This is a genomic window from Streptomyces sp. NPDC087859 (genome assembly GCF_044742595.1).
Lineage (GTDB): Bacteria > Actinomycetota > Actinomycetes > Streptomycetales > Streptomycetaceae > Streptomyces > Streptomyces canus_F.
This window is the reverse complement of the sequence record NZ_JBIUUU010000009.1, coordinates 174,173-196,977: the sequence shown is the minus strand read 5'-3', so window position 1 is coordinate 196,977 and position 22,805 is coordinate 174,173. Positions and strand designations below refer to the sequence as shown.

23 protein-coding genes and 2 pseudogenes are annotated in these 22,805 nt (G+C 66.6%); 13 read left to right on the top strand and 12 right to left on the bottom strand.

Annotated elements, in window-relative coordinates; genetic code table 11:
- Positions 1 to 196: 196 nt before the first annotated feature.
- Genes ACIOHP_RS23325 through ACIOHP_RS23315 form a run of 3 tightly spaced genes read left to right on the top strand, consistent with a single transcriptional unit; the run spans position 197 to position 5,302 of the window.
- Positions 197 to 1,750, top strand: coding sequence for an ATP-binding protein (locus ACIOHP_RS23325; protein WP_401890360.1), 1,554 nt, complete (start codon positions 197 to 199; stop codon positions 1,748 to 1,750).
- Between the two features lie 60 nt (positions 1,751 to 1,810).
- Positions 1,811 to 4,774: a Z1 domain-containing protein gene (locus tag ACIOHP_RS23320; RefSeq protein ID WP_401890357.1), complete on the top strand. Its 2,964-nt coding sequence runs from the start codon at positions 1,811 to 1,813 to the stop codon at positions 4,772 to 4,774.
- 54 nt (positions 4,775 to 4,828) lie between these two features.
- Positions 4,829 to 5,302 carry a very short patch repair endonuclease gene (locus ACIOHP_RS23315; RefSeq protein ID WP_401890354.1) on the top strand — a complete coding sequence of 158 codons (474 nt, stop codon included), beginning with the start codon at positions 4,829 to 4,831 and terminating at the stop codon, positions 5,300 to 5,302.
- Here the strand turns inward: ACIOHP_RS23315 and ACIOHP_RS23310 are convergent.
- The 5 genes from ACIOHP_RS23310 to ACIOHP_RS23290 all read right to left on the bottom strand — a co-directional run bounded on the left by ACIOHP_RS23310 (position 5,279) and on the right by ACIOHP_RS23290 (position 11,522).
- A complete protein-coding gene (locus ACIOHP_RS23310; RefSeq protein WP_401890351.1) occupies positions 5,279 to 6,436 on the bottom strand; it encodes a DNA cytosine methyltransferase in 1,158 nt (385 codons plus the stop codon). The two genes, ACIOHP_RS23315 and ACIOHP_RS23310, sit on opposite strands and share 24 nt — an antisense overlap.
- Before the next feature lie 305 nt (positions 6,437 to 6,741).
- Positions 6,742 to 7,530, bottom strand: coding sequence for a protein NO VEIN domain-containing protein (locus ACIOHP_RS23305; RefSeq protein ID WP_401890348.1), 789 nt, complete (start codon positions 7,528 to 7,530; stop codon positions 6,742 to 6,744).
- Positions 7,511 to 9,340, bottom strand: a complete 1,830-nt coding sequence (locus ACIOHP_RS23300; RefSeq protein WP_401890345.1) for a DEAD/DEAH box helicase — start codon at positions 9,338 to 9,340, stop codon at positions 7,511 to 7,513. Before ACIOHP_RS23300 ends, ACIOHP_RS23305 begins: the two co-directional genes overlap by 20 nt.
- Positions 9,337 to 10,749, bottom strand: a complete 1,413-nt coding sequence (locus tag ACIOHP_RS23295; RefSeq protein WP_401890342.1) for a transcriptional regulator — start codon at positions 10,747 to 10,749, stop codon at positions 9,337 to 9,339. The genes ACIOHP_RS23300 and ACIOHP_RS23295 overlap by 4 nt, the downstream gene beginning before the upstream one ends.
- Before the next feature lie 92 nt (positions 10,750 to 10,841).
- Positions 10,842 to 11,522, bottom strand: coding sequence for a hypothetical protein (locus tag ACIOHP_RS23290; RefSeq protein ID WP_401890824.1), 681 nt, complete (start codon positions 11,520 to 11,522; stop codon positions 10,842 to 10,844).
- Positions 11,523 to 11,756: 234 nt separating this feature from the next.
- On the opposite strand from ACIOHP_RS23290, the pseudogene ACIOHP_RS23285 reads away from it, so the two are divergent.
- Both ACIOHP_RS23285 and ACIOHP_RS23280 read left to right on the top strand, forming a co-directional pair.
- Positions 11,757 to 11,957 (top strand): annotated as a pseudogene (locus tag ACIOHP_RS23285) (helix-turn-helix domain-containing protein); the annotation flags it as partial.
- A gap of 405 nt (positions 11,958 to 12,362) precedes the next feature.
- Positions 12,363 to 12,587, top strand: a complete 225-nt coding sequence (locus tag ACIOHP_RS23280; protein WP_401890852.1) for a hypothetical protein — start codon at positions 12,363 to 12,365, stop codon at positions 12,585 to 12,587.
- Between the two features lie 39 nt (positions 12,588 to 12,626).
- Here the strand turns inward: ACIOHP_RS23280 and ACIOHP_RS23275 are convergent, their stop codons facing one another.
- On the bottom strand, positions 12,627 to 13,256 hold the full coding sequence (locus tag ACIOHP_RS23275) for an ATP-binding protein (RefSeq protein WP_401890339.1): 630 nt from the start codon (positions 13,254 to 13,256) through the stop codon (positions 12,627 to 12,629).
- A gap of 223 nt (positions 13,257 to 13,479) precedes the next feature.
- Between ACIOHP_RS23275 and ACIOHP_RS23270 the strand changes: the two genes are divergently transcribed.
- Positions 13,480 to 14,325, top strand: a complete 846-nt coding sequence (locus ACIOHP_RS23270) for a helix-turn-helix domain-containing protein (protein WP_401890336.1) — start codon at positions 13,480 to 13,482, stop codon at positions 14,323 to 14,325.
- A gap of 1 nt (position 14,326) precedes the next feature.
- A complete protein-coding gene (locus ACIOHP_RS23265) occupies positions 14,327 to 14,533 on the top strand; it encodes a DUF397 domain-containing protein (RefSeq protein WP_401890333.1) in 207 nt (68 codons plus the stop codon).
- 43 nt (positions 14,534 to 14,576) lie between these two features.
- On the opposite strand, the pseudogene ACIOHP_RS23260 reads toward ACIOHP_RS23265, so the two are convergent.
- Positions 14,577 to 14,807: pseudogene (locus ACIOHP_RS23260) on the bottom strand (DUF445 domain-containing protein); the annotation flags it as partial.
- Positions 14,808 to 15,144: 337 nt separating this feature from the next.
- On the bottom strand, positions 15,145 to 15,288 hold the full coding sequence (locus tag ACIOHP_RS23255) for a hypothetical protein (RefSeq protein ID WP_401890330.1): 144 nt from the start codon (positions 15,286 to 15,288) through the stop codon (positions 15,145 to 15,147).
- Positions 15,289 to 15,475: 187 nt separating this feature from the next.
- Between ACIOHP_RS23255 and ACIOHP_RS23250 the strand changes: the two genes are divergently transcribed.
- Positions 15,476 to 15,973 carry a peptidylprolyl isomerase gene (locus tag ACIOHP_RS23250; protein WP_401890328.1) on the top strand — a complete coding sequence of 166 codons (498 nt, stop codon included), beginning with the start codon at positions 15,476 to 15,478 and terminating at the stop codon, positions 15,971 to 15,973.
- A gap of 81 nt (positions 15,974 to 16,054) precedes the next feature.
- Here the strand turns inward: ACIOHP_RS23250 and ACIOHP_RS23245 are convergent, their stop codons facing one another.
- Complete coding sequence (locus ACIOHP_RS23245) at positions 16,055 to 16,390, bottom strand: hypothetical protein (RefSeq protein ID WP_401890325.1); 336 nt, start codon at positions 16,388 to 16,390, stop codon at positions 16,055 to 16,057.
- 219 nt (positions 16,391 to 16,609) lie between these two features.
- On the opposite strand from ACIOHP_RS23245, the gene ACIOHP_RS23240 reads away from it, so the two are divergent.
- Entirely contained in the window at positions 16,610 to 17,338 is a 729-nt protein-coding gene (locus ACIOHP_RS23240; RefSeq protein ID WP_401890323.1) for a hypothetical protein, read from the top strand.
- 12 nt (positions 17,339 to 17,350) lie between these two features.
- On the opposite strand, the gene ACIOHP_RS23235 is transcribed toward ACIOHP_RS23240, so the two are convergent.
- Together ACIOHP_RS23235 and ACIOHP_RS23230 are read right to left on the bottom strand one after the other, a co-directional pair.
- Positions 17,351 to 17,905 carry a GNAT family N-acetyltransferase gene (locus tag ACIOHP_RS23235; RefSeq protein WP_401890320.1) on the bottom strand — a complete coding sequence of 185 codons (555 nt, stop codon included), beginning with the start codon at positions 17,903 to 17,905 and terminating at the stop codon, positions 17,351 to 17,353.
- Positions 17,906 to 17,937: 32 nt separating this feature from the next.
- Entirely contained in the window at positions 17,938 to 18,729 is a 792-nt protein-coding gene (locus tag ACIOHP_RS23230) for an alpha/beta fold hydrolase (RefSeq protein WP_401890318.1), read from the bottom strand.
- A gap of 168 nt (positions 18,730 to 18,897) precedes the next feature.
- On the opposite strand from ACIOHP_RS23230, the gene ACIOHP_RS23225 reads away from it, so the two are divergent.
- The 3 genes from ACIOHP_RS23225 to ACIOHP_RS23215 all read left to right on the top strand — a co-directional run bounded on the left by ACIOHP_RS23225 (position 18,898) and on the right by ACIOHP_RS23215 (position 20,717).
- On the top strand, positions 18,898 to 19,395 hold the full coding sequence (locus ACIOHP_RS23225) for a hypothetical protein (protein WP_401890315.1): 498 nt from the start codon (positions 18,898 to 18,900) through the stop codon (positions 19,393 to 19,395).
- Positions 19,396 to 19,504: 109 nt separating this feature from the next.
- Positions 19,505 to 19,807 carry a hypothetical protein gene (locus ACIOHP_RS23220; protein ID WP_361539507.1) on the top strand — a complete coding sequence of 101 codons (303 nt, stop codon included), beginning with the start codon at positions 19,505 to 19,507 and terminating at the stop codon, positions 19,805 to 19,807.
- A 238-nt stretch (positions 19,808 to 20,045) separates the two neighbouring features.
- Complete coding sequence (locus ACIOHP_RS23215; protein ID WP_401890312.1) at positions 20,046 to 20,717, top strand: hypothetical protein; 672 nt, start codon at positions 20,046 to 20,048, stop codon at positions 20,715 to 20,717.
- Here ACIOHP_RS23215 and ACIOHP_RS23210 read toward each other — a convergent pair.
- Positions 20,714 to 21,073: a VOC family protein gene (locus ACIOHP_RS23210; RefSeq protein WP_401890310.1), complete on the bottom strand. Its 360-nt coding sequence runs from the start codon at positions 21,071 to 21,073 to the stop codon at positions 20,714 to 20,716. The two genes, ACIOHP_RS23215 and ACIOHP_RS23210, sit on opposite strands and share 4 nt — an antisense overlap.
- A 93-nt stretch (positions 21,074 to 21,166) precedes the next feature.
- On the opposite strand from ACIOHP_RS23210, the gene ACIOHP_RS23205 reads away from it, so the two are divergent.
- Positions 21,167 to 22,639 carry an alginate lyase family protein gene (locus ACIOHP_RS23205; RefSeq protein WP_401890307.1) on the top strand — a complete coding sequence of 491 codons (1,473 nt, stop codon included), beginning with the start codon at positions 21,167 to 21,169 and terminating at the stop codon, positions 22,637 to 22,639.
- Positions 22,640 to 22,805 lie beyond the last annotated feature (166 nt).

The following is a 22,805-nucleotide window of genomic DNA, read 5'->3' as shown; positions in this document are numbered from 1 at the left end:
CGAGCGGCTGCGGCCTCATTCAGTCGACGACCACCTCCCGCCACGCCAAAGCACAGGACAGATAAGGGAATTATCGACCTACTTCAACGCTCTACCTCCCTCTATGTCCTACCTTTGCAGTACGGTCACATTCACCGTCCATATCGAGGGGCCGACGTCTTCGGAGCGGTCCTGACCTGCGCATTTCGAGGAACCAATGCCTTACGAGCCCGGCACCGTCTGGCAGTACGACGTCCCCACCACCGGCAGCACGCATCTGCCACCAGACGCCGGCTACGGCAGAGCACTCACCAACCAGGGTTACGGTTTCGAAGTCGCCGTGGCGGACCTGATCGACAACTCGATCGACGCGGGCGCGGACAAGGTCGTCGTGCACTTCCTGCGGGACGCCGAGCGCATCCTCACCCTGCTGATCATCGACAACGGCAAGGGCATGGACGAGACCGGCCTGGACGACGCGATGACGGTCGGAAGACGCCGCACCTACGGTGACCACGCCCTCGGCATGTACGGCACCGGCCTGAAAGCCGCGTCGCTCTCCCACGCTTCGTCCCTCACCGTGGTCAGCCGCACGAAGCGCAGTCGCGCCGCGGGCCGCCGCCTCACCGCCGAGGGGATCGAGGACGGCTTCCGCTGTGACACGGTCGACCCGCGCTACGCGCAGGACCTCGTCGACCGGTACGACGGCATCATCGAGTGGCACGGCACGGTCGTACGGTGGGACCAGGTGCGCGCCTTCGAAACCGTGACGCCGGGCCAGAGCGACCAGTACCTCTCGCAGGCGATCGCCCGCCTGGAGACCCACCTCGGCCTCTACCTCCACCGCTTCCTGCAACGAGGTCTCCAACTGGACATCGCAGTGTGGGACGTGAGCAGCAGCGCGAACGAACTCGGCGAAGAGGTGGACCACATCGCCGTGGAGGCGCTGGATCCCTTCGGGTACAAGGTGCCCGGGAAGAAGGGATACCCGCGGCCGTTCACCGCGCCCGTGGAGGGCATCGGGGACGTGCGCCTGACCGCCCACATCTGGCCCGCCAAGTCGAAGCAGGCAGGCTTCCGACAGATCGGCGCGCTCGCGGAACGTCAGGGCTTCTACTTCTACCGGAACGACCGCCTCGTCCAGGCGGGAGGCTGGAACGGCCTGCGCAACCCCGAAGGACACCACGTATTGGCCCGGGTAGCCGTGGATCTCCCCACGAACGCGAACAGTGTCCTCAGCCTCGACGTGAAGAAGGAAAAGGTCACGGTCACTCCGGCTTTCACCCTCGGCGTGGACAAGGCGGTGGACTCCGGGGGCAACACCTTCCACCAGTACCTCGGTGACGCCGAGGCCGCCTATCGGGACGGTTCGAGGCGCACGGAGATCGTCCGCAAGCCGGTCACGCCTCCAGGCAAGGGAATCGATCCGAAGGTCAAGCGGGTCATCAAGGAGGAACTGCCGGAGAAGGGCGGCGAAGAGCCCATCACGTTCACCTGGGCAGCGCTTCCCCGCGACCGCTTCTTCGATCTCGACCGCGAGAACAACACCGTCATCCTCAACAAGGATTACCGCGAGGACTTCAACGACGGCAGACGCGGCGGCGCGAACGACGCCCCGGTCTCAAAGACCCTGCTGTACCTGCTTCTTGAGGACTGCTTCGGGCTCGGCCGCTGGGAGCGGAGCCGCCAGGACCGCGTGGACTACTGGAACACCATCCTGGTGGCTGCCGCGGAAGCACATCGCATACGGCGTAAGCAGACGTTCTCCTGACCGCCGTGCGGCACTCTTCCTGGCTCCCCTCCCCCACAGACCGCTGATTGAGGCCCGCCCATGAGCTACACCCCGGCCGACGTTCTCCTGGACATCCATGCTTCCGCCCTCGCGGGCATGGCCAGCAGCCCCAAGCACTTCGAACGCTGGGCCGCGCTCGCCGCCGACGAGGACCATCCCGACGCCGATCTCAGCGAAGATCGCTTCCACGAGAGGTTGGCCGGCGCGGACGAGGCACTCACCGCCCTCTGGAGCCGCCATCTCACCGCATGGGACTTCGCGGAAGACCCTCAGTGGGCACTCGGCACGCCGGCCCGCACCGACGAACGACGGACGGTCGTGTACGACCGTCTGCGCTTCGGCAGCGACCTGCGGAAGGCACTGGACAACGCCGTCCCCGTCGCAAAGCTCCCCGGCCCCACCGTAATCACCCGCGAGTTCACCCCCTGGTACACCCCGGAGCGCACGGCTGCCCGCTCCTTCTACTGGAAGTCGTACGAAGGGAAGCTCCGCGCCAAAGGCTGGTCCGACGCGGCGATAGCCAGCCTCGACGAGGCGAGCCGAGCGGTCGTCGAACGCCTCACCGACCCCGAACAGCCCGCCGCCCGGCAGGCGAAGGGCCTGGTCGTGGGATACGTCCAGTCGGGCAAGACAGCGAACTTCACCGGAGTCACCGCCAAGGCGATCGACGCCGGCTACCGCCTGGTCATCGTCCTCGGCGGAACCCTGAACCTCCTTCGCGCACAGACCCAGCGCCGCCTAGACATGGAACTGATCGGCCAGGAGAACATCCTTCGCGGCGCCGACATCAACGACCTGGACTCCCTCGTCGGCATCGACTACGTCAGCGACGACGACACCGACTGGCCCGACTTCGTCCGGCACGGCGGACGCCCCTCCACGCTGGGCGCGTTCGACGTCGAACGCCTGACGACCCGGGACAGCGACTACAAGAGCCTGGCCCAGGGCATCCGAGCACTGGAATTCGAGAAGCGCGAACCCACCCACCCGCTGCACGACCCGGCGAACCTCCACCACACCGCGGCCCGCGTTCTTGTGGTGAAGAAGAACAAGTCCGTCCTCACCAAGCTCGTCAAGGACCTCAAGCAGATCCACGGCCTGCTCGGCGAACTCCCGGCCCTGATCATCGACGACGAGTCCGACCAGGCTTCGGTGAACACGCTGGACCCGAAGAAGTGGGAGGCGGGCAAAACCGACCGCACCGCGATCAACGGACTGATCTCCCAGCTCCTGAGGCTCCTGCCGCGGGCTCAGTACGTGGGTTACACGGCTACGCCCTTTGCCAATGTCTTCGTCGACCCCGGTGACGAAGAGGACATCTTCCCGCGCGACTTCCTCATCTCGCTTCCCCGCCCCACCGGTTACATGGGGGTCCAGGACTTTCACGACTTGGACGACGACGGGCAAGGGCAAGCGGAGACGACCCACGTCCGTGGCATCTACGACTCCACCGGCGATCGACTCCAGGAGGCCCTGGACGCCTTCGTGCTCACCGGCGCCCTCAAGCTCTACCGAGCCGACCACGGCGTCCCCGAGGGGCCGTTCCGTCACCACACCATGCTGGTGCACGAGTCGGTCAGGATGGCCGAACATGCCGCCTTGGCACTCCGCATCAGCTCGATGTGGCACAACTCGGCGTACAAGGGGACGGAAGGCCACGCCCGCCTGGCCTCCCTCTTCGAGAAGGACTTCCACGCCTACGCGGACGACGCCCTGCCCACTCCGGAGGCGTACGCGGCCCTCAAGCCGTACATCTCGCGTGCCCACCAGCTCATCGCCAAGGGCGGCACGCCGGTCATCGTCGTGAACGGCGACAGCGAACGCGACTACGACCAGCCCGACCTCGACTTCGACCGCAACCCGCATGTCTGGAAGATCCTCGTCGGCGGCACCAAGCTCTCCCGCGGCTTCACGGTCGAGGGTCTGACGATCACGTACTACCGCCGCACGACCCAGCAGGCCGACACCCTGATGCAGATGGGCCGTTGGTTCGGCTTCCGGCCCGGCTACCGCGATCTCGTGCGCCTCTACATCGGCCGCGAGGAATCCCTTGGCCGCGGCCGCAACGCCAAGACGGTCGACCTGTACGAAGCCTTCGAGGCGATCTGCCGCGACGAGGAACTCTTCCGCGACGAACTCTCCCGATACGCCCACCTGGTCGACGGCCACCCCCAGGTCACCCCGGCCCAGATCCCGCCGCTGGTTGCCCAGCACCTGCCTTGGGTGAAGCCGTCGGCGCGGAACAAGATGTTCAACGCGGAGTTGGTGGAGGTGCGGTCGCCGGGGATCTGGGTGGAGCCGACGGCCTACCCGACGGCACCTGAGGACCTACGGCACAACGCGGAGACGTGGGCCCCGGTCCTCTCCGACCTCGGCCATGAACCATTCCCGTTCGTACACCTCTTCGCCAACGACCGTGGTAACTACACGACTTACTCCGCGAAGACATGCGTCGTCCAGCACAGCCAGCTGCTGGAGATCATGAATGATCTCGTCTGGGGACGCCCCGACCTCATGCTCCCGCATCTGCGTTATCTGCAGAACCCGGGCGAGACCGGCTGCGACACGGACGACTGGGTAGTCATCGCGCCCCAGACAAGCGGGCCAACGTCGGTGAAGGCCTCCATCCTCGGCAGCAGCGTCCTGAGCCTCGTCCAGCGTTCCAGGAGGGCGGGCGGCGTCTTCAACCGCATCTCGGGCATGGCGCACCGCCAGGCTGCGGAACGCATCGCCGGAGTACGCCCCCTCACCGAGGAGGACCCGTTCGCGAGCGAGCTTCATCGTCCGCGCCGGGGCGCGCTGCTGCTCTATCCCGTGATCGCTACTGACCTCGGCGCACCGGATTCACTCATCACGGACAACGGTCAGATCAGCCCCGGCAAGATTGTCCTGGCCGTGGCGTTCGTACCGGCCACGGACCGTAACGCCAAGGCTTCCCCGCTGGTCCGGTTCCAGGCCATCAACTCGGCTCTTGAACGTGAGGCCGTCATTGATACCCCGTAGCGTGGAACGTGCCTCACGAACGAGCGCAACCCCATTCGCGGGCAGGAGTCAGCAGTGAACGATCCACAGCCCTGGTCCCCGCCAGAGGGCTCCTGGGCGTCGTCCGCCGCGAGACGCCGCAATATGCAGGCCATCCGAAGCCGGGATACCAAGCCGGAGCGCCTGGTCCGGCGGCTCGTGCATGCCCAAGGCCTGCGATATCGGGTAGCGGCACGTCCACTGCCGGACCTTCGCCGGACAGCAGATATGGTCTTCCGGCCGGCGAAGGTCGCCGTGTTCATCGACGGGTGCTATTGGCACGGTTGCCCGGATCACTACGTGTCGCCGAAGACCAATCCGGGCTACTGGTCGGAGAAGGTCGCACGCAACGTCGCGCGCGACCGCGATACCGATCAGCAGCTCACAGAGGCTGGCTGGCTTGTCCTGCGGTTCTGGGAACACAACCGCGCAGAAGAAACCGCTGCCGAGATCATCCAGTTGGTCGCCGAGCGACGAAGGACCGCATCAGACAAGGGTCCCCTGGGCTGAATCCCAGGTCATTCCGTCAAGCTCAAGATCTCCGTCAGGGATCTCCGCAAGATCTCCCGTGCGTTCCAACGCCTCCCTAATCGCCTTTCCTACAGCCTCGGCTACCGGCGGCGGGAACGCGTTGCCCACCTGGCGGTACTGGGCGGTCTTACGGCCAGAGAAACGCCAGTTTTCTGGGAAACCTTGGATGATGGCCGCCTGCTCGACAGTGAGCATGGGACCTACTTCCTCACCGTCCCCCAGATCTCTGTCGAGATTGACATCGTCCTCGTCGTTGGCAACACCCATGCCATTCACGCCAAGTTCCGCCCAAGCCTTCTTGGCTCTTGTCGGCCCCAAGTCGGCACCACCATGCTTCTTGGAGCCTCCAACCAAGGTCGGCCCAACCGTTCCAGCCTCCGTGGCCTTCTTACTCCACTTGTCATACCAGCCCAGTCGGTTGGCCTTCTCGAAACGACGCTTCATCGTAATGTCGAGCGCCGCAGCAACCGTTCGGAATTCCCCCGCGGGCGTCGGCCAGGAAAATCCGCGGTAGCAGTCCTCCCGAATCGCCACCAGAATGGCGCGGGGGCGGAGCTGAGGAACCCCGTAATCAGCTGCTTGCAGCAGTCGCCAGCCGCACACTACGTACCCCTCGGAGCGGAGCCGCCGCTTAATTTCCTCACGGTAAGTGAAAAACTTATCGTGCGGCTTAACGAGGCCTGCAACATTCTCAATCATCACCGCGCGCGGCTTGAGTTCTTCCACCAGGTCCAGCATGGTTGGGAAAAGGTCACGGTCGTCATCTTTTCCCAGCTGTTTTCCGGCGACAGAGAATGGCGGGCAAGGAACTCCACCGGCGAGAAGGTCCAGTTCTCCCTGTTCAATAGGACGCTTCTTACGCTTGTTGAACTTCTCAAGATGCCTGGCCGGCTCAAAGTCCTTCACGTCCATGGGAAGGATCTCGCACTGCCGAGCCTCCACGGCTCCCCACGACTTCCGGTTGATTACGTTGAGTTCCAGCGTCGCTGCCGCATGCTTGTCGATCTCAACGAGCGCAAGGTGACTGAACCCCGCGTTGTGGAGGCCGACAGCCTGGCCTCCCGCGCCCGCGCAGATCTCAATCGAGGTCAGCGACTGGCCGCTGGAACTCATCGAACGCCTCCCGGTACTGACTGGTTACAGACACGCAAGTGTCGCATCCAGAACCACCGGCCATCCCGCGTGTTGCGCCTCTTCCTCCCTGCATCAGCTGGCGAGCAGCGCTTCCAAGCCCCGCTCAATCCCCTCCCACAACCTCGCTGGTAACTATCCGCGCATCCCTGGGCCACGATCTGTGAAGGTCTGTGGCCGGGGGCAGCGGCCCTCTGCAGCACCCCGGACCCCCCAGGGCGAGGAGGACCTGCCTGATCTCTGGTCAGAGCGAGCTCAGCAGATCACTCCGCCCCTTGCGCGGCGGCTCAGAATGCGACGGGCCGGACCTTTGGCAGCCCCTCACTCAACCCCCAGACGGGCATGAAGGGAGCAACAGCATCCGAGACAAGCCGACGGCCGTCCGCACACACGACGCCACGCTCCAGTACGTGATCCGGGACGATGAAACACGCCGACTCCCACCGAGCATGCCGATCAATGTCTTCAGGTGCGGCCAGGCTCAGCCAGTCCCGGCTGACTGTCACCACATTCAGAGCGTCGCCCTGCGCACCGATCAGTACCGCAGTAAGTAGCCAGTCGGGATCCCGGCGCATCACTTCGTACTCATGTCGCGTGAGGTGAACCCTAAGCCTGGTGGGATCAGTTGTTGCCTTCACCTCAATGTGGCCGACGGCTCCTCGCCTCGATACCGCGCGAACGTCATAGCCGTACGCGTCGGACAGCGCAGCCATGTGAACGACGTCTGCCGCACCGCTCAGCTCCAGCAGACGGATAACGGCCTGCTCGCCCGCTGTTCCCGTCTCTCTGCGTGCGGCTTCAGCAGCCGGGGTCCACTGGACTTCGGCGATATTGAACGTGGCCGTCCTGTCCCGGCGTTCATGCACACCGACCCTGACCAGCGGTCGGCCGTTCGACGCTACGAGCCCCTGCCTGAGCAGCCAGGCAAGGCCATCCGCGTACTGGACCGGAGTGAGGTCCGAGTAGTCCGGGTGATGGCTGAAAAGTGAACGTAAGCGCGGAATGTCGGCTACGTGGAGGTGTTCCAGCCAGCGCCGCGCCGCTCGACGCGTCCCCTCACCGGGTGCTGTGGTCATCAAGGTGCCTGAGCAGAGCGCGAACATCGGCCATGTCCATACCTGCCGCAAGGGCGGGCTCCTCTTGAAGATCCGCGAGCTGCTGTACGGACGGGTCATCCAGGATCTGCCCCATGAATTCGAGCTTCTCCTCCAGCCGAAGAGCCACAAGCTCATCAATCGTGGCTTCGGCAGCGAGCACCGTGACGCGCGTCTGCGTGCCGGGAGCCAGCCCCAGGCGGTGGATGCGGTCGAGGCTCTGCAGGAACCGGCCCGCCATGAAGTCGCGGTCCACGTAAACGGCATCATGGCAGACCTGGTGAAGGCTGATGCCCTCGCCAAGGGTGGCTGGGTTCGACAACAAGACGTGGCAGTCCGGGTCCTCGCGGAACCGCCGGATCTGTTCCTCCCGGTCCGGGGTACCTCCGTGGACCACGGCAGGCTGATAGGCGGCGAAGAGCCTCTCCATGGTGGTCAGACTGCGCACGAACGTCGACCAGACCAGGGTCTTCCGGCCCGACTCGGCGTTCTCAGCCACGATGCTCAGCGCCTCCTTGTACTTGGGCGAGAGCTCATAGCTCGGTAGTTGCTGCATCAGGGAGTACAGCGAATCGGTCTCCGGAATGGCCAGCGGGGGGACCTGATAGGAAAGAGGTGCGTACCGGCTCTCCCCTTCCAGCAGAAGTGCCGGGCTAGTGGCAGCCATCAGCAGGCGAAGCATCGCCTTGCCCAGCGCGTCAAAGTCAGAGCGTCCCGCCTCGGCCCGCGAGGTGAAGTTTCCGATCAGTGCGTCGTACAACTCGCGGTGGAGGGAGGGCAATTCGACGTACCGGATGCGCGTCTCGAATGGGGGCAGCCCGAGTTCGTTCTTGGTGGTACGCGTGAACATCGGACGAAGCACGCTGCTGGCGTAGGCCAGATTCCCGCCGGCGACAGCCTGCGTGACCACGCGCCGCCCATGACCAGGCCAGACGAAGGAGAGCAGATTCTCCAGGTCACGTGCTCCGTTCGGGGCCGGCGTTCCGGTGAGGATGAGGCGCCGCTGAGCCAAGGGCCCGAGAGCCATGCAGGCGCTTCCATAGATGCCCTGGGAACCTAGTTTCATCCGATGTGCCTCATCAAGAATGATCACGGTCGGGGCCGTACGGAGCCAGGAGGCGAGCGCGGGAAGGGAACGATCGAGGCGCTCATAGTTGACAATGAGCACATCGGTGCCCGGGTCCGGGACGCCGTCCATAACCCGCACAGTGAGAGGTTCCTTGAAGCACACCTCGCTCTCATAACGCCAGGATTCGTAGGCCGACTTGGGGCTGACTACGAGAAGCCGCCGCGCTTCACCCCTCGTCCGCATCGCTGCGAACACAGCCAGGCCTACGCGTGTCTTACCGGCTCCCGGCACAGAGAAGTTCGCGCCGTGCTGCATGGAGAGCAACTGGGCGATGTCCCGTCGCTGGAAATCCGTGAGATCGGCACACCACTCCTGGCCGAGCTGTTCATCCACTTCGTCCGGAGCGACAAGACTGGCGGTCTGTGGGTTGTTGAGCAGCTCCTCCGCGCGATCAGCGTCGTCGAGCACACCACCGACCAGCGTAATCAGGTCGGTCTCCCACTCGACCGTATCCGCGTGCGGCCAGGCGGCCAGCGCTTCCAGGCCCGTCAGAAAATCGTCGAGGTCGACCTCCACGGACAGCGAGGTGCGCTGCCCGCCAGATGGAAAGCGCAAGGCCACCTTGGCGAAATCGTCTTCGTAACCCCGGGCTGCCCGCAGGACAGCCCGGGTACGGGTGACGTCAAAGGCAACCCGCAGAGACGGTTCCTCGATTACGGTCACTGGTTCTCCCGACCAACCGCACTCAAGAGCCAGGAGACCCCATCGCCAGGGGCCTTGATGCTCCGCAGCGTCGCCACGGCTAGATCCGTCAGGGTCTCCCGGAGTACGAGCACAGCCTCGTCGAAAGCCTCCTCATCCAAGCTGCCGGATGCCTTGGCGAGTGTCAGGTCCGTGATGCACTGCCTGAGATCCTGGCAGGCATCAGTGATCCGGTCCGGGGCGGCCTGCTTCCGCTTGCGGACTCGAGCGTCTTTACCCGCGGGCTCCAACGCGTTCTCCACTGCCTCCTGCGCTGCGGAGAACGCCCTGGTAGCCGCTGCTCCGCGCTCAGTGAGCTTCCCGTCCTCGGCAGCCTCCACAGCCTTGGCCTTCAAGACGGCGTCCGTCAGCATCTTTGCCTGGACAACCTTAGGAGCAGCGGATTTGACCGTCCGGTTGAGCCCCGGAATGGCGACGGCAGCCGCTGCTGCCGGTTCGGCCTTCAGCGTCTCGGGAAGCTTCTGGTCCAGGTATCGCGCCCTGAAGTCCGACTCGATGAGACGAACGTCAGTCTTCGAGAATCCCAGAACGATCGCGGTAAGCCTCGTCTCCTTGATCAGCTCGGCGTTGTCCCTGTTTCCGTCCACCTCCTTGGCATATCGGCGGTGGAGTTCCCGAAGCTTCTCCTGATGCTGTTCGAAGTCCAGGAGCCGAAGCTGGGCATCCCCATCCTTCGAGCGTTCAATAAGGTCACGCAGGCACGAGAGGATCCACAGATCCTGCTCACACGTGGACGTCCGGATGCGAAAGTCCCGGGCGATGTCGGCCAGGGTACGTCCGAGCAGATGCTGCTCCTCAACAGCGAGCAGACGGTTGATGTACGAGTAGTCACGACGTTGGTCAGGCCGAAGTTGCAGCGAGAGCTCGACCGCACTGATGTCGTCCCATGTGCATGATTCCGGCAGCACACCGACCCGGATATTCTTAACGCCAAGCTTCTTCAGCGCTGCCCTGCGGGTGTTGCCGTTGACAAGGACGCCGTCCCGCGTGATGAGACCGGGCTCGTTCTGCCGGTACTCGCGCAAGCTCTCCAGGAGGTTCTCGAACTCCGGATCCGGCTTCGACGGGTCAGCCGGCAGTGCCTTGAGGAGAAAGTCCAGGTACGCCTGGCTCTCCGGGATCCACGGGTCCTCGTCCAGCTGCAGATCCAGCCCCGGATCATGGCTGCGCTGAGCCCGGATACGGTGCGTTCCCGGGTTGTAGTAGAGCGAGTCCACCGGCATGTCGATGACCTCGACGTGCATCGGCTTGCTACGCCACTCCACAGTCAGCGTCTCCCGGATACCGCCGCCGGCGGCCTCCTTCAGACGCTGCTCAACCAGTGTCTGGTTTTCCTGCGCCAGCGGCGGCCGGCCGAAGTCCTTGCTCATGGAAGTGTTCTCCTGCGAAACGTGATGGTCAGGTCTCAGCGAGAAGGCCGACATGAGGTCCGGCCTCCTCGGGATGTACGGCGGTTTGAGCCTCAGTCGTCCGGCTCAAGGACCTTGCGAATCCTCGCCCTCGACTCCTCGGGGAGCGTGCGGAAATCGGCCCAGATGAGTTCCACCCTGCTGAACTCACGCTTGTCCTGGTCGATCCAGTCCGTGAGCATCCTGCGCTCCATGCCACTGAGACCCTCGACGTCGGCAAGCAGCTCCCCGAAGTCGACCGTCTTCCCGCGCCCCCCGACGCGGCACCGATTGCACTCGGCGACGAGCTCGACGTCCTCAGAGCCATCCGCCTTCCTCACCACCCGGCGCGCGATGTCCAGCTGCGCGGATTCATACGTGCCGGCGTAGATCTCGCCGGGGGCGATCCCGCACGACCGACAGAAGTGCCCGTCCCTCGCCAGGACTTCACGACGCCGGGTCTGCGTGATCGACGTCCCGGGCACGGAACCCTTGCCCGGCTCCCACACCGGAGCGCCCTGCTTGACGAAACGCTGCTCGTGCTGGCCGAGGGAAGCATCCTCACGGTTCGTGTCAATCTGCCAGCCGTGATCGCGCAGATCCCGCACACGGCGATCGGCCTGGCTGACACCCGGAAACAGCTCCTTGACGTCCTCCTTGGTGAAGACGTTCCCCTCGCCGACCACGGTCACGAGCCAAAGCGCCGCGCGCTTCATCGTGCCGAGCTTGGTGTCCTGCCACGACGGAAGATCCATCAACGTTCCCCTTACGCCAGATCCTCTGAGACCGCTTCGAAACAGACCACGAGCAACTCCGAAGCCCATCCGAGCGATGCTCCACTGTCACCCTCGGCAGCACCTGAAATCCAGTCCCACAGGATCTTCGCGGGATGCGCGTAAGTCACATCCGCCACGGAACCTGTCGCCGCTGACAAGGCGTCACCCACAATCAAGAGTGGGGGACTTCGCTCACCATCCGAGAGGGCTGATGTGACCGGCAGAACGCAGAGGTGGAAGGAAATCCGGAGTGAACGTTCCTCCGGAATCCGGGAGTTCGTCATCGCACTGCGTGAGGCGAAGGACTCGACAGCCCTGACCCAGCAGCAGGTCGCTGCAGCGGCCGGGATAGCGCCAACCACGTTCTCCGGCTATCTGAACGGCTCGCGCCTCCCGGAGGAGGACGTCCTGACACGGATCTTCAACGTTATCTCGGAGGACGTACGGCAGAGGGGTGCGCGCGAGGCACACTCCCTCGACACACTTCGCGGGCTCCGGAACCGTGCGGTGTACTGCCCTGCCTGCGCTCGGCGCGGGCCGAGTATCCCGCCAGAGAAGTCTTCACCTGAGGGAGCCACTAACACCACGACTGCCAGGCAACGGCCGGCACCCCAAGTCGTTCGCAGTCAGGCACGAAAGCGGATCCGCCTTCACCGCAGCCGCCGACATGTGATTTCTGTGCCGCCGCCACGCGCAGAGGTGCCGGTCCCCCCTCAAGAGGGGGACCGGCACCTCACACCGGAAATTAGTGGCCCACTCGCCGCGGAGCTCACGGCGCTGCGCCGCCATCAGGCCGCAGGGCGCACCCGGGACACACACTTGCTGCTGTGGGGCAAGGCCCGCAGTGTCACGCCTGGCGAGTTCCCGGAGACCGTCGCGGCCTATAGGGCCGCCGGATTAGAGGAAGAGGTAGAGACCCTCTTGCGGACTGCCGCCTCCGAACGGGACGTGCACGCTGTACTGAACATCGTGGCAGCGCTGCACGACAGCCATCAGTATGCGGACGCGCAAACCATACTGACGACCGCCCGCACCGATGCCTGACCTCCGCCGGCCGGCATACGGCCACCAGGGCGACGCCTGTTACGCGGCTTCCGCTTCAGCCTCGAAGTGCGTCTGCGCCCGGTCCAGCACATCATCCGGATCGCCGCCCTGAGCCGCGAGCCAGTGCAACAGATCAGCGATGACGTCCGTGACCGACTCCTCCAGCACCGCATAGCTCGGCACTACCACCGAGGACGCGCCGACCGCACGCCGGTACTCGTCCAGCACCGTGGCAGCTCGCCGGATCCGCGTACAGCGACGCGTAGGTTCCAGGGACAACTCGCACCACACCGCCTTGCCGCTGGCTGTGAGCAGGGTGCCCCATCCCAGGCACATCGCCGCCAGCAGGTGCAGCCCTCGTCCGCACTCCAGGTCACAGTCGGCCGACACAAGTGCCGGTACAGCGCGACTCTTGTCATGGAGCTCGACCCGAAGCCGGTCGCCCCCAGGCTCCAGGACAAGGGTCGCCGCAGCACCCTCCCCCACGTGCTTGATGACGTTGGTAGCCAACTCGGTTACGGCCAGTTCGGCCTCCTCCGCAACAGCTGCTGCACCCCACTGCCCCAGCACGCCCCGGACCGCGAGACGCATCGTTCGCACCTCCGCCGGCTCCGCTTTGAAGGGCAGGACGAGACGCAGGCGATGTTCAGTCCGTTCATGCAAGGTCATGACGAAACTCCCTCCTGGCCACGCTAGTGCCGCGCCCACCGCGATCACGCGGCGACACTGTGTAGCCGTCCTGAGTCCGAGTATCGCATCGAGAAGTCTCGCCGTGTAACTTCTCACGAAACCCGGTTGGGTGAATCTGGTAGTACGCCAACTCCTGTTCGACCTAGCCTGATTGGCGCTCACCAGGCATGTGGTGCGGCATCGCAGCGGGGAGGAAGACAACATGTCCGCGAGAGCCACAACCCGTCGCCGCCAACTCGGCGCCGTCATGCGCAAACTGCGTGTGCACAAGGGGATGACGCTGGAAGAGGCCGGGCAACTCGTGGGGGTATCCAAGGCGACGATCAGCCGCTACGAGACTCAGACCGGGCCCGTGAAGTGGCTCATCGTCGATGCGCTCTGCCAGGCGTACGGAGTGAGCGACGCCGAGCGCCGGGCTGTTGTGGCCCTGGCCAAGGACGTGAAGCAGCAGGGCTGGTGGAGCTCCTTCGCTGACTCCATCCCAGAGAGCATGAACCTGATGCTCACGCTCGAAGACGAAGCTGTCCGCGAGAACCACTTCTCGTGCGTCTACGTCCCAGGGCTTCTGCAGACAAGGAGTTACACGACCGCTTTGCAGCAGGCCAATGAGATGCGCCGCTCACCAGAGGAGATCGAGCGACTGGTCGACATCCGCATGAAGCGGCAGGAGATCCTGACACGCCCCAACGCGCCGCACCTGTGGGCCATCCTCGACGAGTCGGTGATCCGTCGCGTGGTCGGATCACCCGAGATCATGAGAGAGCAGCTTTGCCAGTTGCTGAGTGCCGGCGAGTCCTCCAATGTCACTCTCCAAATCCTGCCGTTCGCCAGGGGTGCTCACGCCGCTGCGCTCGGCAGCTTCGTGATCTTCGGCGGAGCCGAGGCCTCCCTCGATGTCGTGTACGTAGACCTCCATGTCGGCTCCCTCTTCATGGAAAAGGAGGAAGAACTGGACCGTTACCGGCTTGCGTTCGAATACTTGCGCGCACAAGCCTTGGACATCGACGCTTCGTCGTCGATGATCAAGCGTGCGCGTGAGGAGTTGTGAAATGGCCACTGGTATCGGTGTTGTGCCGGACACCGCATGGTTCAAGTCGTCGTACAGCGGGGCGAACGAGACCGAGTGCGTTGAGGCCGCGATGCTGCCCGGCCGAACCGCCGTACGGGACAGCAAGCATCCAACGGGGCCGCTGCTGTCCTTCCGGTCAATAGCCTGGGCCGACTTCGCGACTGCTGTCGGGCGGCACGAACTCTGAAACCGCAGACCAGTGCAGCAGACTCAGCTCACCGCCATCCGAGCCCCAACGACAACAACGACGCCCGCAGACGCAACTCGCTGCGCTCGTCCTCCGCGGCGGACACAAGCCTGGATCATGCGGAGGCCCAGGCGGACGCGATCAGGTCCTGGGTCTCGCTGCAGCCGAGGAGCTCGCCCGTGAGGCGTGCCACACGGGTGTCGGTGTCGGACTGAAGGTCGGAGACGGGGTCAGCAAGGAAGGGGCCGAGGGCGCCGCAGGCCGGATGCCAGGGGTCTCAGGGCACCTGATCGTCTTCGGCCGCCTGGCACTAGACCCGCACCAACCCCGGGCCGCGACGATGGGCTTCGCCCTACGGCCGTCGAGCTGTACGCACGGCTACGGCCTGGAAACCGTCCAGCTCCTGCGCGACATCGGGATCCCTCGCTCACCTAGAAGTTCTGCCGACCACCACGGACATCGACGTGGACCCCATCCCTGTCCAGCGGCGTGGACATCACCGACGCGGACGAAGTCGCGTCGCACGGCAAGGGGTTCGAGGCCTTCAGCTGTTCCGCCTGCTACGGATAGGACGCCGAGGGGCTGATCGCCAATGCGCTGGCCTTCTGGTGTCACTGCTGGTCTCGGAGCGTGTCCTTGCCTGCCACGAAGCCGGGAAGGCCGTAGAAGTGGCCGACGATGTGCATCAGAACGCGTTCGTCCCGGTCGGCACGTTTGGCCGCGCGCCAGTCGGCGGCGTCCGGCGTCGCCGTCATGGCGGGCAACGCCAGCCGGACGCCCGGATGACGCGCAGTTCGTTTCTGCACTACAGCGCGTGATCACCCCGTACCAAGATCCGCTATCAATGCATGCGCCAGGCCGACGGCACTGACGGTCCCGCCCCGCAAGGCATCCGACGCCACGATTTGCGGCAGCCCAAGCCCGAGGGTGCAGGATAGACCCATGACAACCAAGGTCTACTTCGACATCACCATCAACGACGAGCCCGCCGGCCGTATCAACTTCAACCTCTTCGACGACGTCGTCCCGAAGACCGCGGAGAACTTCCGCGCGCTGGCCACCGGCGAGAAGGGCTTCGGTTTCGCCGGGTCGTCCTTCCACCGGGTCATCCCGGACTTCATGCTCCAGGGTGGCGACTTCACCCGGGGCAACGGCACGGGTGGCAAGAGCATCTACGGTGAGAAGTTCGCCGACGAGAACTTCAAGCTCAAGCACGACCGTCCGGGCCTGCTGTCCATGGCCAACGCGGGCCCGAACACCAACGGCTCGCAGTTCTTCATCACCACGATCGTGACGGGCTGGCTGGACGGCAAGCACGTGGTCTTCGGCGAGGTCGCCGACGAGGCCAGCATGGCGGTCGTCAAGAAGATCGAGTCGCTCGGCTCGGGCAGCGGCGCGACCTCGGCGAAGATCACCATCGCCGAGTCCGGTCAGCTCTGACACCTGCGGGTTCCGCGGACGGCCGGTGCGGTATCCCATCGCCCCGGCCGTCGCGTACCGGTCAGCCCCCGGTCAGGCCGGTCAGGGGATCAGTAAGTACACCTTGCAGTCCGCGCACCCCTTGTGCTCGCTCAGCTCGGTGTTCCCGGCGCTGTTCTCGATGGTCATCTTTCCGGAGGCATGCTTCCAGCCCTGCCACTTCCCGTTGACCTTGATACGGACCCAGGCGTGACCCGAGCAGTCGCCGCCCGAGTACTTCTTGGTCCATGAGGTGTACTCGTCGGAGAAGGCGTAGTACTTGGAGCCGCAACTACGCGTCCAGAACTCGTCGTCGGCGGCCGCAGGTGATCCCACGGCGATGACGGCGCCGAACGCCGCGGCGAGGGCTACGGCGCCGAGCTTCAGTCGATTACGCATGTGCTGTTCCCCCATGTCGTCGAGATGCCCGGATGGCGCAGGCTCTGGTCCGTGTCGCCCGTGTCACCCGCGCCGGGTCGTTGTCCAGCGTGATCCATGTCGACTTCCTGGAGTGCCTGCAAAGTTGCAGGGTGCGCCTGAGTGAGGCGCCTCTTTCCCCGGCCTGCTTTGAGTAGGAGTACTCATGCCCGGCTTGTCGATCAGGCACAGACTTCGGGCATGAGACGACGACTTACCGGATCAGCCAGGAAGAACAGCGTTTTCGGCCGTACGGCGCTGGCGGCGCTGTGTGCGCTGGGACTTGCCGCCTGCGGGACAGCGCGGGCGGGCGACACGGAGTCCGAGCGGGCCGCAGTCCGAGCCGAGAACCGGAGCACGGCCTCCCCCGCCGCCCCCGCCTCCAAGGACGCTGCGGAGACCGAGGGCGCCGATTTCCTCCCGTTCATGGAACTCCTCCTCGACATCGCCGAGCCGTGCTTGCCATCGGATCTCCCGACCGCACCTCCGCCGGAGGAGTTGGAGGAGGCATTGGCCGAGGAGAGCGAACTCCGCGGCACCGCGTCGCCCGAGGAGCCGCTGCCCCTGCCCGACGCCCCGATACCCACCAGCGCCCCCCGTGACCCGGAGGACGCCAAGAAGGAGACGGAACTGAGCTCCGTGGAGAAGTGCGAGGCCCCTCTCCACGTCGACCGCATCACCAAGGCCCTCGAGAAGAACCCCGACCCGACACCCGCGCAGGTCGCCGGGACACTGCACGACCTCGGCTACATCGAAGAGCGCGTCCACACCCCCCGGCACGCCTCCGACCCTGTCGAGTTCACCCTCGACCTACGCCTGATGGACAGCCAGCTGTGCCTGTCCGGCACCACCACCGGCACGAGGACGACCATCGAGGCGTACGGCGGCTCCCCGGAGGTCGAGTGCCAGGACGTGCGGCGCACGAGCTGACCGACGCGGGCCTCACCGTCGCCAGTCGGCCCGCCTCAACTCGTACTCGACCTCCCCGTGTTCCGACCCCTCGATCGCCTCCGGCCACTCACTGCGGAACCCCCGTACAAACCCCAGCCCCGCCTTCTCCATCACCCGCCGGGACCCCGTGTTGACCGTCATGGTGTTCGCGGTGACCCGCTCCACGCCCAGCTCGCCGAACCCCTTGTCGATCAGCGCCCGGCAGCCCTCGGTGGCATAGCCCCGGCCCCAGGCGGCCTTGTTCAGGCGGTAGCCCAGCTCCACGGTCTCGGCACTGTGTTCCTCCAGCGGCCGGAACTCGAACCATCCCAGGAAGACCCCCGTCGTCCTCTCCTCGGCGGCCCAGAAGCCGCGGGTGCCTAGGCAGGGGTAGTCGTGGAGGAGGTGCGGGAGGGAACGGGTGCGGATCGCCTCCAGGGAGGTCGGCTTGCCGCCGTTCAGGTAGCGCATGACGTCCGGGTCGTTGTCCAGCGCGAACAAGGCGTGGGCGTCGGCCTCGGTGAAGGCGCGCAGCCGTAGCCGCTCGGTGGTCAGGAAGACATCCATGGCGCGATCCTCGTCATCGTCCGGCAAGCACGTCAGCGGCGGTTCGAGTCGTATCCCACCGACCTTGTGAACTCCTCGACGGCCTCCGCCAGTTGTTGCGGCTCTTCCAGATGTACGTCGTGACCGGCCCCCGGCACCACCTTCACCCGCGTGTCCGGGCGCAGCTCCCGCATGTCGGCGGCCTCCGTCGGACGCATCGTGCCGTTCTCGCCCTGGATCACGAGGGTCGGGCAGGTGATGCGCGACCACTCCCGCCAGTAGGCGTTCTGGGCCAGTTCGGCCAGTGACTCGACCATGCGGTCGCGGTCGAAGCGCGGGTGCCAGCCGTCCGCGCGTTCCTCCAGCCCCCTCGCCCACCCTTCATGACCGAGGAAGCCCTCGGCCTCGGCGCGGGACCGGAACGGCGTCGGCCAGCTGTCCAGCCATCCCCTGATCCGCGCGGGTACGTCCGGACTCGGGCCGGCGGGGCCCGCCTCGACGAGGACCAGCGCGTCCACCAGTTCCGGGCGGGCGGACGCCAGCAGCATCGCCGTATGCCCGCCGAGGGACTGCCCGATGAGGGTCACGGGTCCCGGCGCGAGCTCCTCGATCAGGGTCGCCGCGTCCTCGACGTAGGCCGCGCGGGTCACGTCGGACGGGCGGCGGGTGCTGGCGCCGTGGGCGCGGGCGTCGTACGACACCGCGCGGAAGCCGGCGGTGAGGAGGTGCGGGATCAGGGCGTCCCACTCCCCCATGTGGCCGGCGAGGCCGTGCAGGAGGAGGGCGGTGCGGGGCGCGCCGGGGCCGGGGTGGTCGCGGTAGGCGATGCGGGTGCCGTCGGACATGGTGACGTGGCTCAAGGTGCCCCCCGGTTCTCTGTGACGGCCCGTCTCCCCTGGCTGGCCGCCTGCCTTCTGTGGCCGCCCTGTTGCCGGAATTGTGGGCTCCGCCACAGCCGTGGAGATCGAGCGCTGTTGGACTCGGCGGTTCAGGAGATCACACCAGGGGGCGCGATGGCTTGGCTGAGCATGCTGTTCTTCGTGATCGCGGCGATCACGGCCGTCGCACTCACCGGGCACGGCTTCGGCCGCCTGGCCGACCGTGGCCTACGGCGATCCGGTCTCCCGGTGATACTCCGCAGTCTCGCCTCGCTGGCCGGTGCCGCCGCGGTCGCCTTCTACGCCCTCGGGCTGCTGGGGGTCATCGGCGCGATCATGACGGCGCAGGACGGGGGCACGGACTCGGCCCCGCCGCAGTCCTGCCGTACGCCGGGCTGGTGGGAGCGGCACGAACAGGGCATCGAGATCGTCGACTGGTCGGTGAGTTTCGTCCCGCTCGGGTTCGTGTGCGAGACCAGCGACGGTGGGAGCTACGACAACGGTGACGTGCCGGGGTACGTCAATCCCGCCGCCCTGGGCCTCGCCCTCACCGCCGCCGGGTGCGCCGTCGGCTCGGGATACGCGACGGAGCTTCGCACCCGCAAGAGCGAGGCCCGGCAGGAGGGCCGGTAGGAGTGCCGTCCGGGGGCGGCGTTAGCCTCGGGACATATCGAACGTGATCGCCAGGAGTCGCACGAGCAGTACGGGCAGCGCGAGTCACGTCAGTTCTCAGGAGGCAGGCATGGCGAAGGTTCCCAGCGCGGTGGTCGCGGCGGGCGGGCTCGTCGGTGGGTACGGCGTGGCCCGTTGGACCAGGAAGCGGCAGCTGGGCGGGGTCGTGCTGGCGGTCGCCGGGGCCGCGGCCGCGCAGCGGTGGCGGCAGCAGGCGGGCGGGAAGGCCGCGGGTGCGCTGACGGCCGCGTATGTCGCCGCCTTCGCGGGGTCGCATCCGCTGGCCAAGAAGGTGGGCGCCTGGCCCGCGGTGTTCGGGGTGGCGGGGGCGGTGGCCGTGGCGTCGTGGGTGGTCGCGGACCGGCGGGGCTGAGGGCCGCACGAACGGCTCCGCGAGGCGAACGCGGGGAAGCGGGAGGCCTCCGGGGCGCGGCACGGCCCGAGCCTCCGGAACCGCACCCGACCACCCGACCTCGGGCCCCCTCGGCCCGGCGGAGGGCCCCGCACATCGCTTCCTCCCCGTCCGAGAAACCGCCAGGCCCCCGTATATCGCGCGCCCCGAACGAGGCCACGCCGGTACCGTCTCGTCCGACGCGAGGGGAATGGGCAGGATGAGGCTGGGGATCACGGAGCATCGGGTGCGGCTCGGTCCGGAGGAGTACCGGGTGCTGCGTACGACCGGGCTGCGCCGTGCGCTGTGCGGTGACACCGGGCACTGGCTGGACTTCCGGGTGGACCGGGAGGCCGCCGCGGAGCTGGCCGCGGCCTGGCTGCTGGCCGCACGCTCGCCCCGCTCACTGGTGCACGTGCCGCTGCGACATCGCGGCGAGCGGCCCGTGGGTCCCCATCCGCTCGAGCCGCATCAGGCCCGTGACCTGCTGCTGGTGCATCACTCCCGGCAGTTCCCGGCCTCCCGCTGGAAGGCGGTCCGGGCCCGGCTGGGGCACGGCAGCCCGCACACGGTCGAATTCCACCGGGCCGACTTCCCCGCCGGCGAGGACCGCCCCGTCACCGGTGCCCATCACGCCGAGTTCCGCGACCGGGTCCGGCTGACCACCGCCGCCGACACCCTCGTGCTGAGCGGCAGCGCCCTGCCCTTCGCGGACGCCGCCGCGGACTTCCTCGACCTGGCCGACACGGGGCCCGGCTGGGACATCCGGTGTAGGTCCGACGGGCACGCATGCGCCGAACTGCACCCGACCTCCGGTCTGTTGGACCATTCGGTGCCCCTGGTGCATGTCGAGTACTGCCCGGACTGGGAGCCCGCACCGGCAGGCGGCTAGTTCCGGTGCGTCAGCACGTTCACCACCTGTCCGTTCGGGTCCCGCACGAAGAAGCGCCGTACGCCCCACTCCTCGTCCCGCAACTCCCGTACGACGTCCGCGCCCGCGGCCACGAGCTGCGCGTACACCGCGTCCACGTCCTCGACCTCCACGCTGAGGTCGGGCACGACGGGGGCTGTGCGTTCCTCGGTGAAGAAGCTGATCTGGGCGGTGGGGTTGGCGGGTGAGGCGAGGGTGACCACCCACCCCATGTCCATCACCTCGCGGAAGCCGAGGAGGCCGTAGAAGTCACGGCTGGCCTTCATCGCCTCCTCCGACTCGACCTGGAAGTCGGGCATGATCCGGCGGACGGTCATGGGTACGTCTCCTCGCAGTCGCCGTCGGCTTTCTGTTATCGCCGCTCCCACCCTCGCGTCTCCTGACCGTCCCCAGCCACAGGCACGCGAGGAATGACGCACGTGACTTCGACTTCACTGATCAGCCGCCGCACCATGCTCAAGGCAACCGGAGCCGTCGGTACCGTCGCAGCCTTCGGTACGGCCCTGTCGGCGCCGCCCGCCGCGGCCGCCGGCTCCGGGTACGCGCACCCGGGTCTGCTGCACACCACCACGGACCTGGCCCGTATGGCGGCCAAGGTGAAGGCGGGCGCCGCGCCCTACACCGCCGGGTACGCGAGGCTGACGGCCAACCGGCATGCGCAGAGCGGCTGGACGCCCAACCCGCAGGCGACCATCACCCGCGGCGGCTCCGGCCAGAACTACGCGATCCTCTACAACGACATCCACGCCGCGTACCAGAACGCTCTGCGCCACCACGTCAGCGGTGACACTGCCCACGCCGACACCGCCGTGGCGATCCTCAACGCCTGGTCGGCCAAGCTCACCGCGCTCGCCGGCAACGCGGACCGGTTCCTCGCCGCGGGACTGTACGGCTACCAGTTCGCCAACGCCGCCGAACTCGTCCGTGACCAACCGGACTTCGAGCTCGACCGCTTCAAGGAGATGCTGTCCGGGGTCTTCGCACCGCTCAGCGACAGCTTCCTCGTCCAGCACAACGGCGCGGTGGTCTCCAACTACTGGACCAACTGGGACCTCGCCGCCATGGCCTGCGTGCTGGCCACCGGCATCTTCTGCGACGACAAAGCCCAAGTCGGCCGCGCGGTCGACTACTTCAAGCACGGCGAGGGGCTCGGCTCGATCAGGAACGCGATTCCTGTCGTGCACGACGACGGGCTCGCCGAGTGGCTGGAGGCGGGGCGGGATCAGGGGCATGCGCTGCTCGGGGTCGGGCTGATGGGCACGTTCTGCGAGATGGCGTGGAACCAGGGCATCGATCTGTACGGCTATGACGACAGCCGCTTCCTCAAGGGGGCGCAGTACGTGGCGAAGTGGAGCATGGGCGGGGAGGTGCCGTTCACCGCGAACACGCGTGCCAAGGGGGCCGTCAACGGCTGGTCGGGGTCGGAGACGGTGGCCGGGGCGGCGGGTGTCGATCCCGGCATGACCCGGCCCATCTGGGCGGTGATCGCCAACCACTACACCAAGCGGCGGGGGTTGTCCGCCTCGTACCTCACCCGGATCGCCGCGAAGTCCGGGCCGGAGGGCGGGGGTGGGGACTACGGGCCCAACAGTGGGGGGTACGACCAACTGGGCTTCGGGACACTGGCGTTCACGCGGAACAGGTCGACGGCGCCCGCAAGCCCGTCCGCCACGGCGTCCGGCGCGGCATCGGACCCTCGTCCGCAGACCGATGCCTCCGCTTCCGCGTCCACGTCCACGCCCCCGGCTTCCGGTAAGGACCTTGCGGCCACGGGGTCCACCGACGCCGTCGCCTGGAGCGCCACGGCGGGGCTCACCGCCGTCGCGGGAGGCCTGCTCCTGCTCCGCCGCCGGGACAAGGCCCGCCGCGGGACCGCCGAGTAGCAGGAACCCGGGCGGTTTCTCGCCCCCGCCGCCCTTACCCGTTCCCATCCCCAGGGGCTGCCGCCCCTTCGACCCCGCCCCCAGGGGGCTCCGCCCCCTGGACCCCCATCGGCCCGAAGGGCCTCGTCCTCAAACGCCGGACGGGCTGAAAGCCACGGGTGGGTGG

Excerpts from the sequence above, each read along its gene's own strand:
- ACIOHP_RS23210 (WP_401890310.1), bottom strand. The coding sequence starts at position 21,073 with ATGACCGTCCGCCGGATCATGCCCGACTTCCAGGTCGAGTCGGAGGAG.
- ACIOHP_RS23290 (WP_401890824.1), bottom strand. The coding sequence starts at position 11,522 with ATGGATCTTCCGTCGTGGCAGGACACCAAGCTCGGCACGATGAAGCGC.
- ACIOHP_RS23235 (WP_401890320.1), bottom strand. The coding sequence starts at position 17,905 with ATGGATGTCTTCCTGACCACCGAGCGGCTACGGCTGCGCGCCTTCACC.
- ACIOHP_RS23240 (WP_401890323.1), top strand. The coding sequence starts at position 16,610 with ATGAGACGACGACTTACCGGATCAGCCAGGAAGAACAGCGTTTTCGGC.
- ACIOHP_RS23265 (WP_401890333.1), top strand. The coding sequence starts at position 14,327 with ATGGCCACTGGTATCGGTGTTGTGCCGGACACCGCATGGTTCAAGTCG.
- ACIOHP_RS23245 (WP_401890325.1), bottom strand. The coding sequence starts at position 16,390 with ATGCGTAATCGACTGAAGCTCGGCGCCGTAGCCCTCGCCGCGGCGTTC.
- ACIOHP_RS23225 (WP_401890315.1), top strand. The coding sequence starts at position 18,898 with ATGGCTTGGCTGAGCATGCTGTTCTTCGTGATCGCGGCGATCACGGCC.
- ACIOHP_RS23325 (WP_401890360.1), top strand. The coding sequence starts at position 197 with ATGCCTTACGAGCCCGGCACCGTCTGGCAGTACGACGTCCCCACCACC.
- ACIOHP_RS23230 (WP_401890318.1), bottom strand. The coding sequence starts at position 18,729 with ATGTCCGACGGCACCCGCATCGCCTACCGCGACCACCCCGGCCCCGGC.
- ACIOHP_RS23305 (WP_401890348.1), bottom strand. The coding sequence starts at position 7,530 with ATGACCACAGCACCCGGTGAGGGGACGCGTCGAGCGGCGCGGCGCTGG.
- ACIOHP_RS23255 (WP_401890330.1), bottom strand. The coding sequence starts at position 15,288 with ATGACGGCGACGCCGGACGCCGCCGACTGGCGCGCGGCCAAACGTGCC.
- ACIOHP_RS23205 (WP_401890307.1), top strand. The coding sequence starts at position 21,167 with ATGACGCACGTGACTTCGACTTCACTGATCAGCCGCCGCACCATGCTC.
- ACIOHP_RS23275 (WP_401890339.1), bottom strand. The coding sequence starts at position 13,256 with ATGACCTTGCATGAACGGACTGAACATCGCCTGCGTCTCGTCCTGCCC.
- ACIOHP_RS23270 (WP_401890336.1), top strand. The coding sequence starts at position 13,480 with ATGTCCGCGAGAGCCACAACCCGTCGCCGCCAACTCGGCGCCGTCATG.
- ACIOHP_RS23320 (WP_401890357.1), top strand. The coding sequence starts at position 1,811 with ATGAGCTACACCCCGGCCGACGTTCTCCTGGACATCCATGCTTCCGCC.
- ACIOHP_RS23310 (WP_401890351.1), bottom strand. The coding sequence starts at position 6,436 with ATGAGTTCCAGCGGCCAGTCGCTGACCTCGATTGAGATCTGCGCGGGC.
- ACIOHP_RS23250 (WP_401890328.1), top strand. The coding sequence starts at position 15,476 with ATGACAACCAAGGTCTACTTCGACATCACCATCAACGACGAGCCCGCC.
- ACIOHP_RS23215 (WP_401890312.1), top strand. The coding sequence starts at position 20,046 with ATGAGGCTGGGGATCACGGAGCATCGGGTGCGGCTCGGTCCGGAGGAG.
- ACIOHP_RS23295 (WP_401890342.1), bottom strand. The coding sequence starts at position 10,749 with ATGAGCAAGGACTTCGGCCGGCCGCCGCTGGCGCAGGAAAACCAGACA.
- ACIOHP_RS23220 (WP_361539507.1), top strand. The coding sequence starts at position 19,505 with ATGGCGAAGGTTCCCAGCGCGGTGGTCGCGGCGGGCGGGCTCGTCGGT.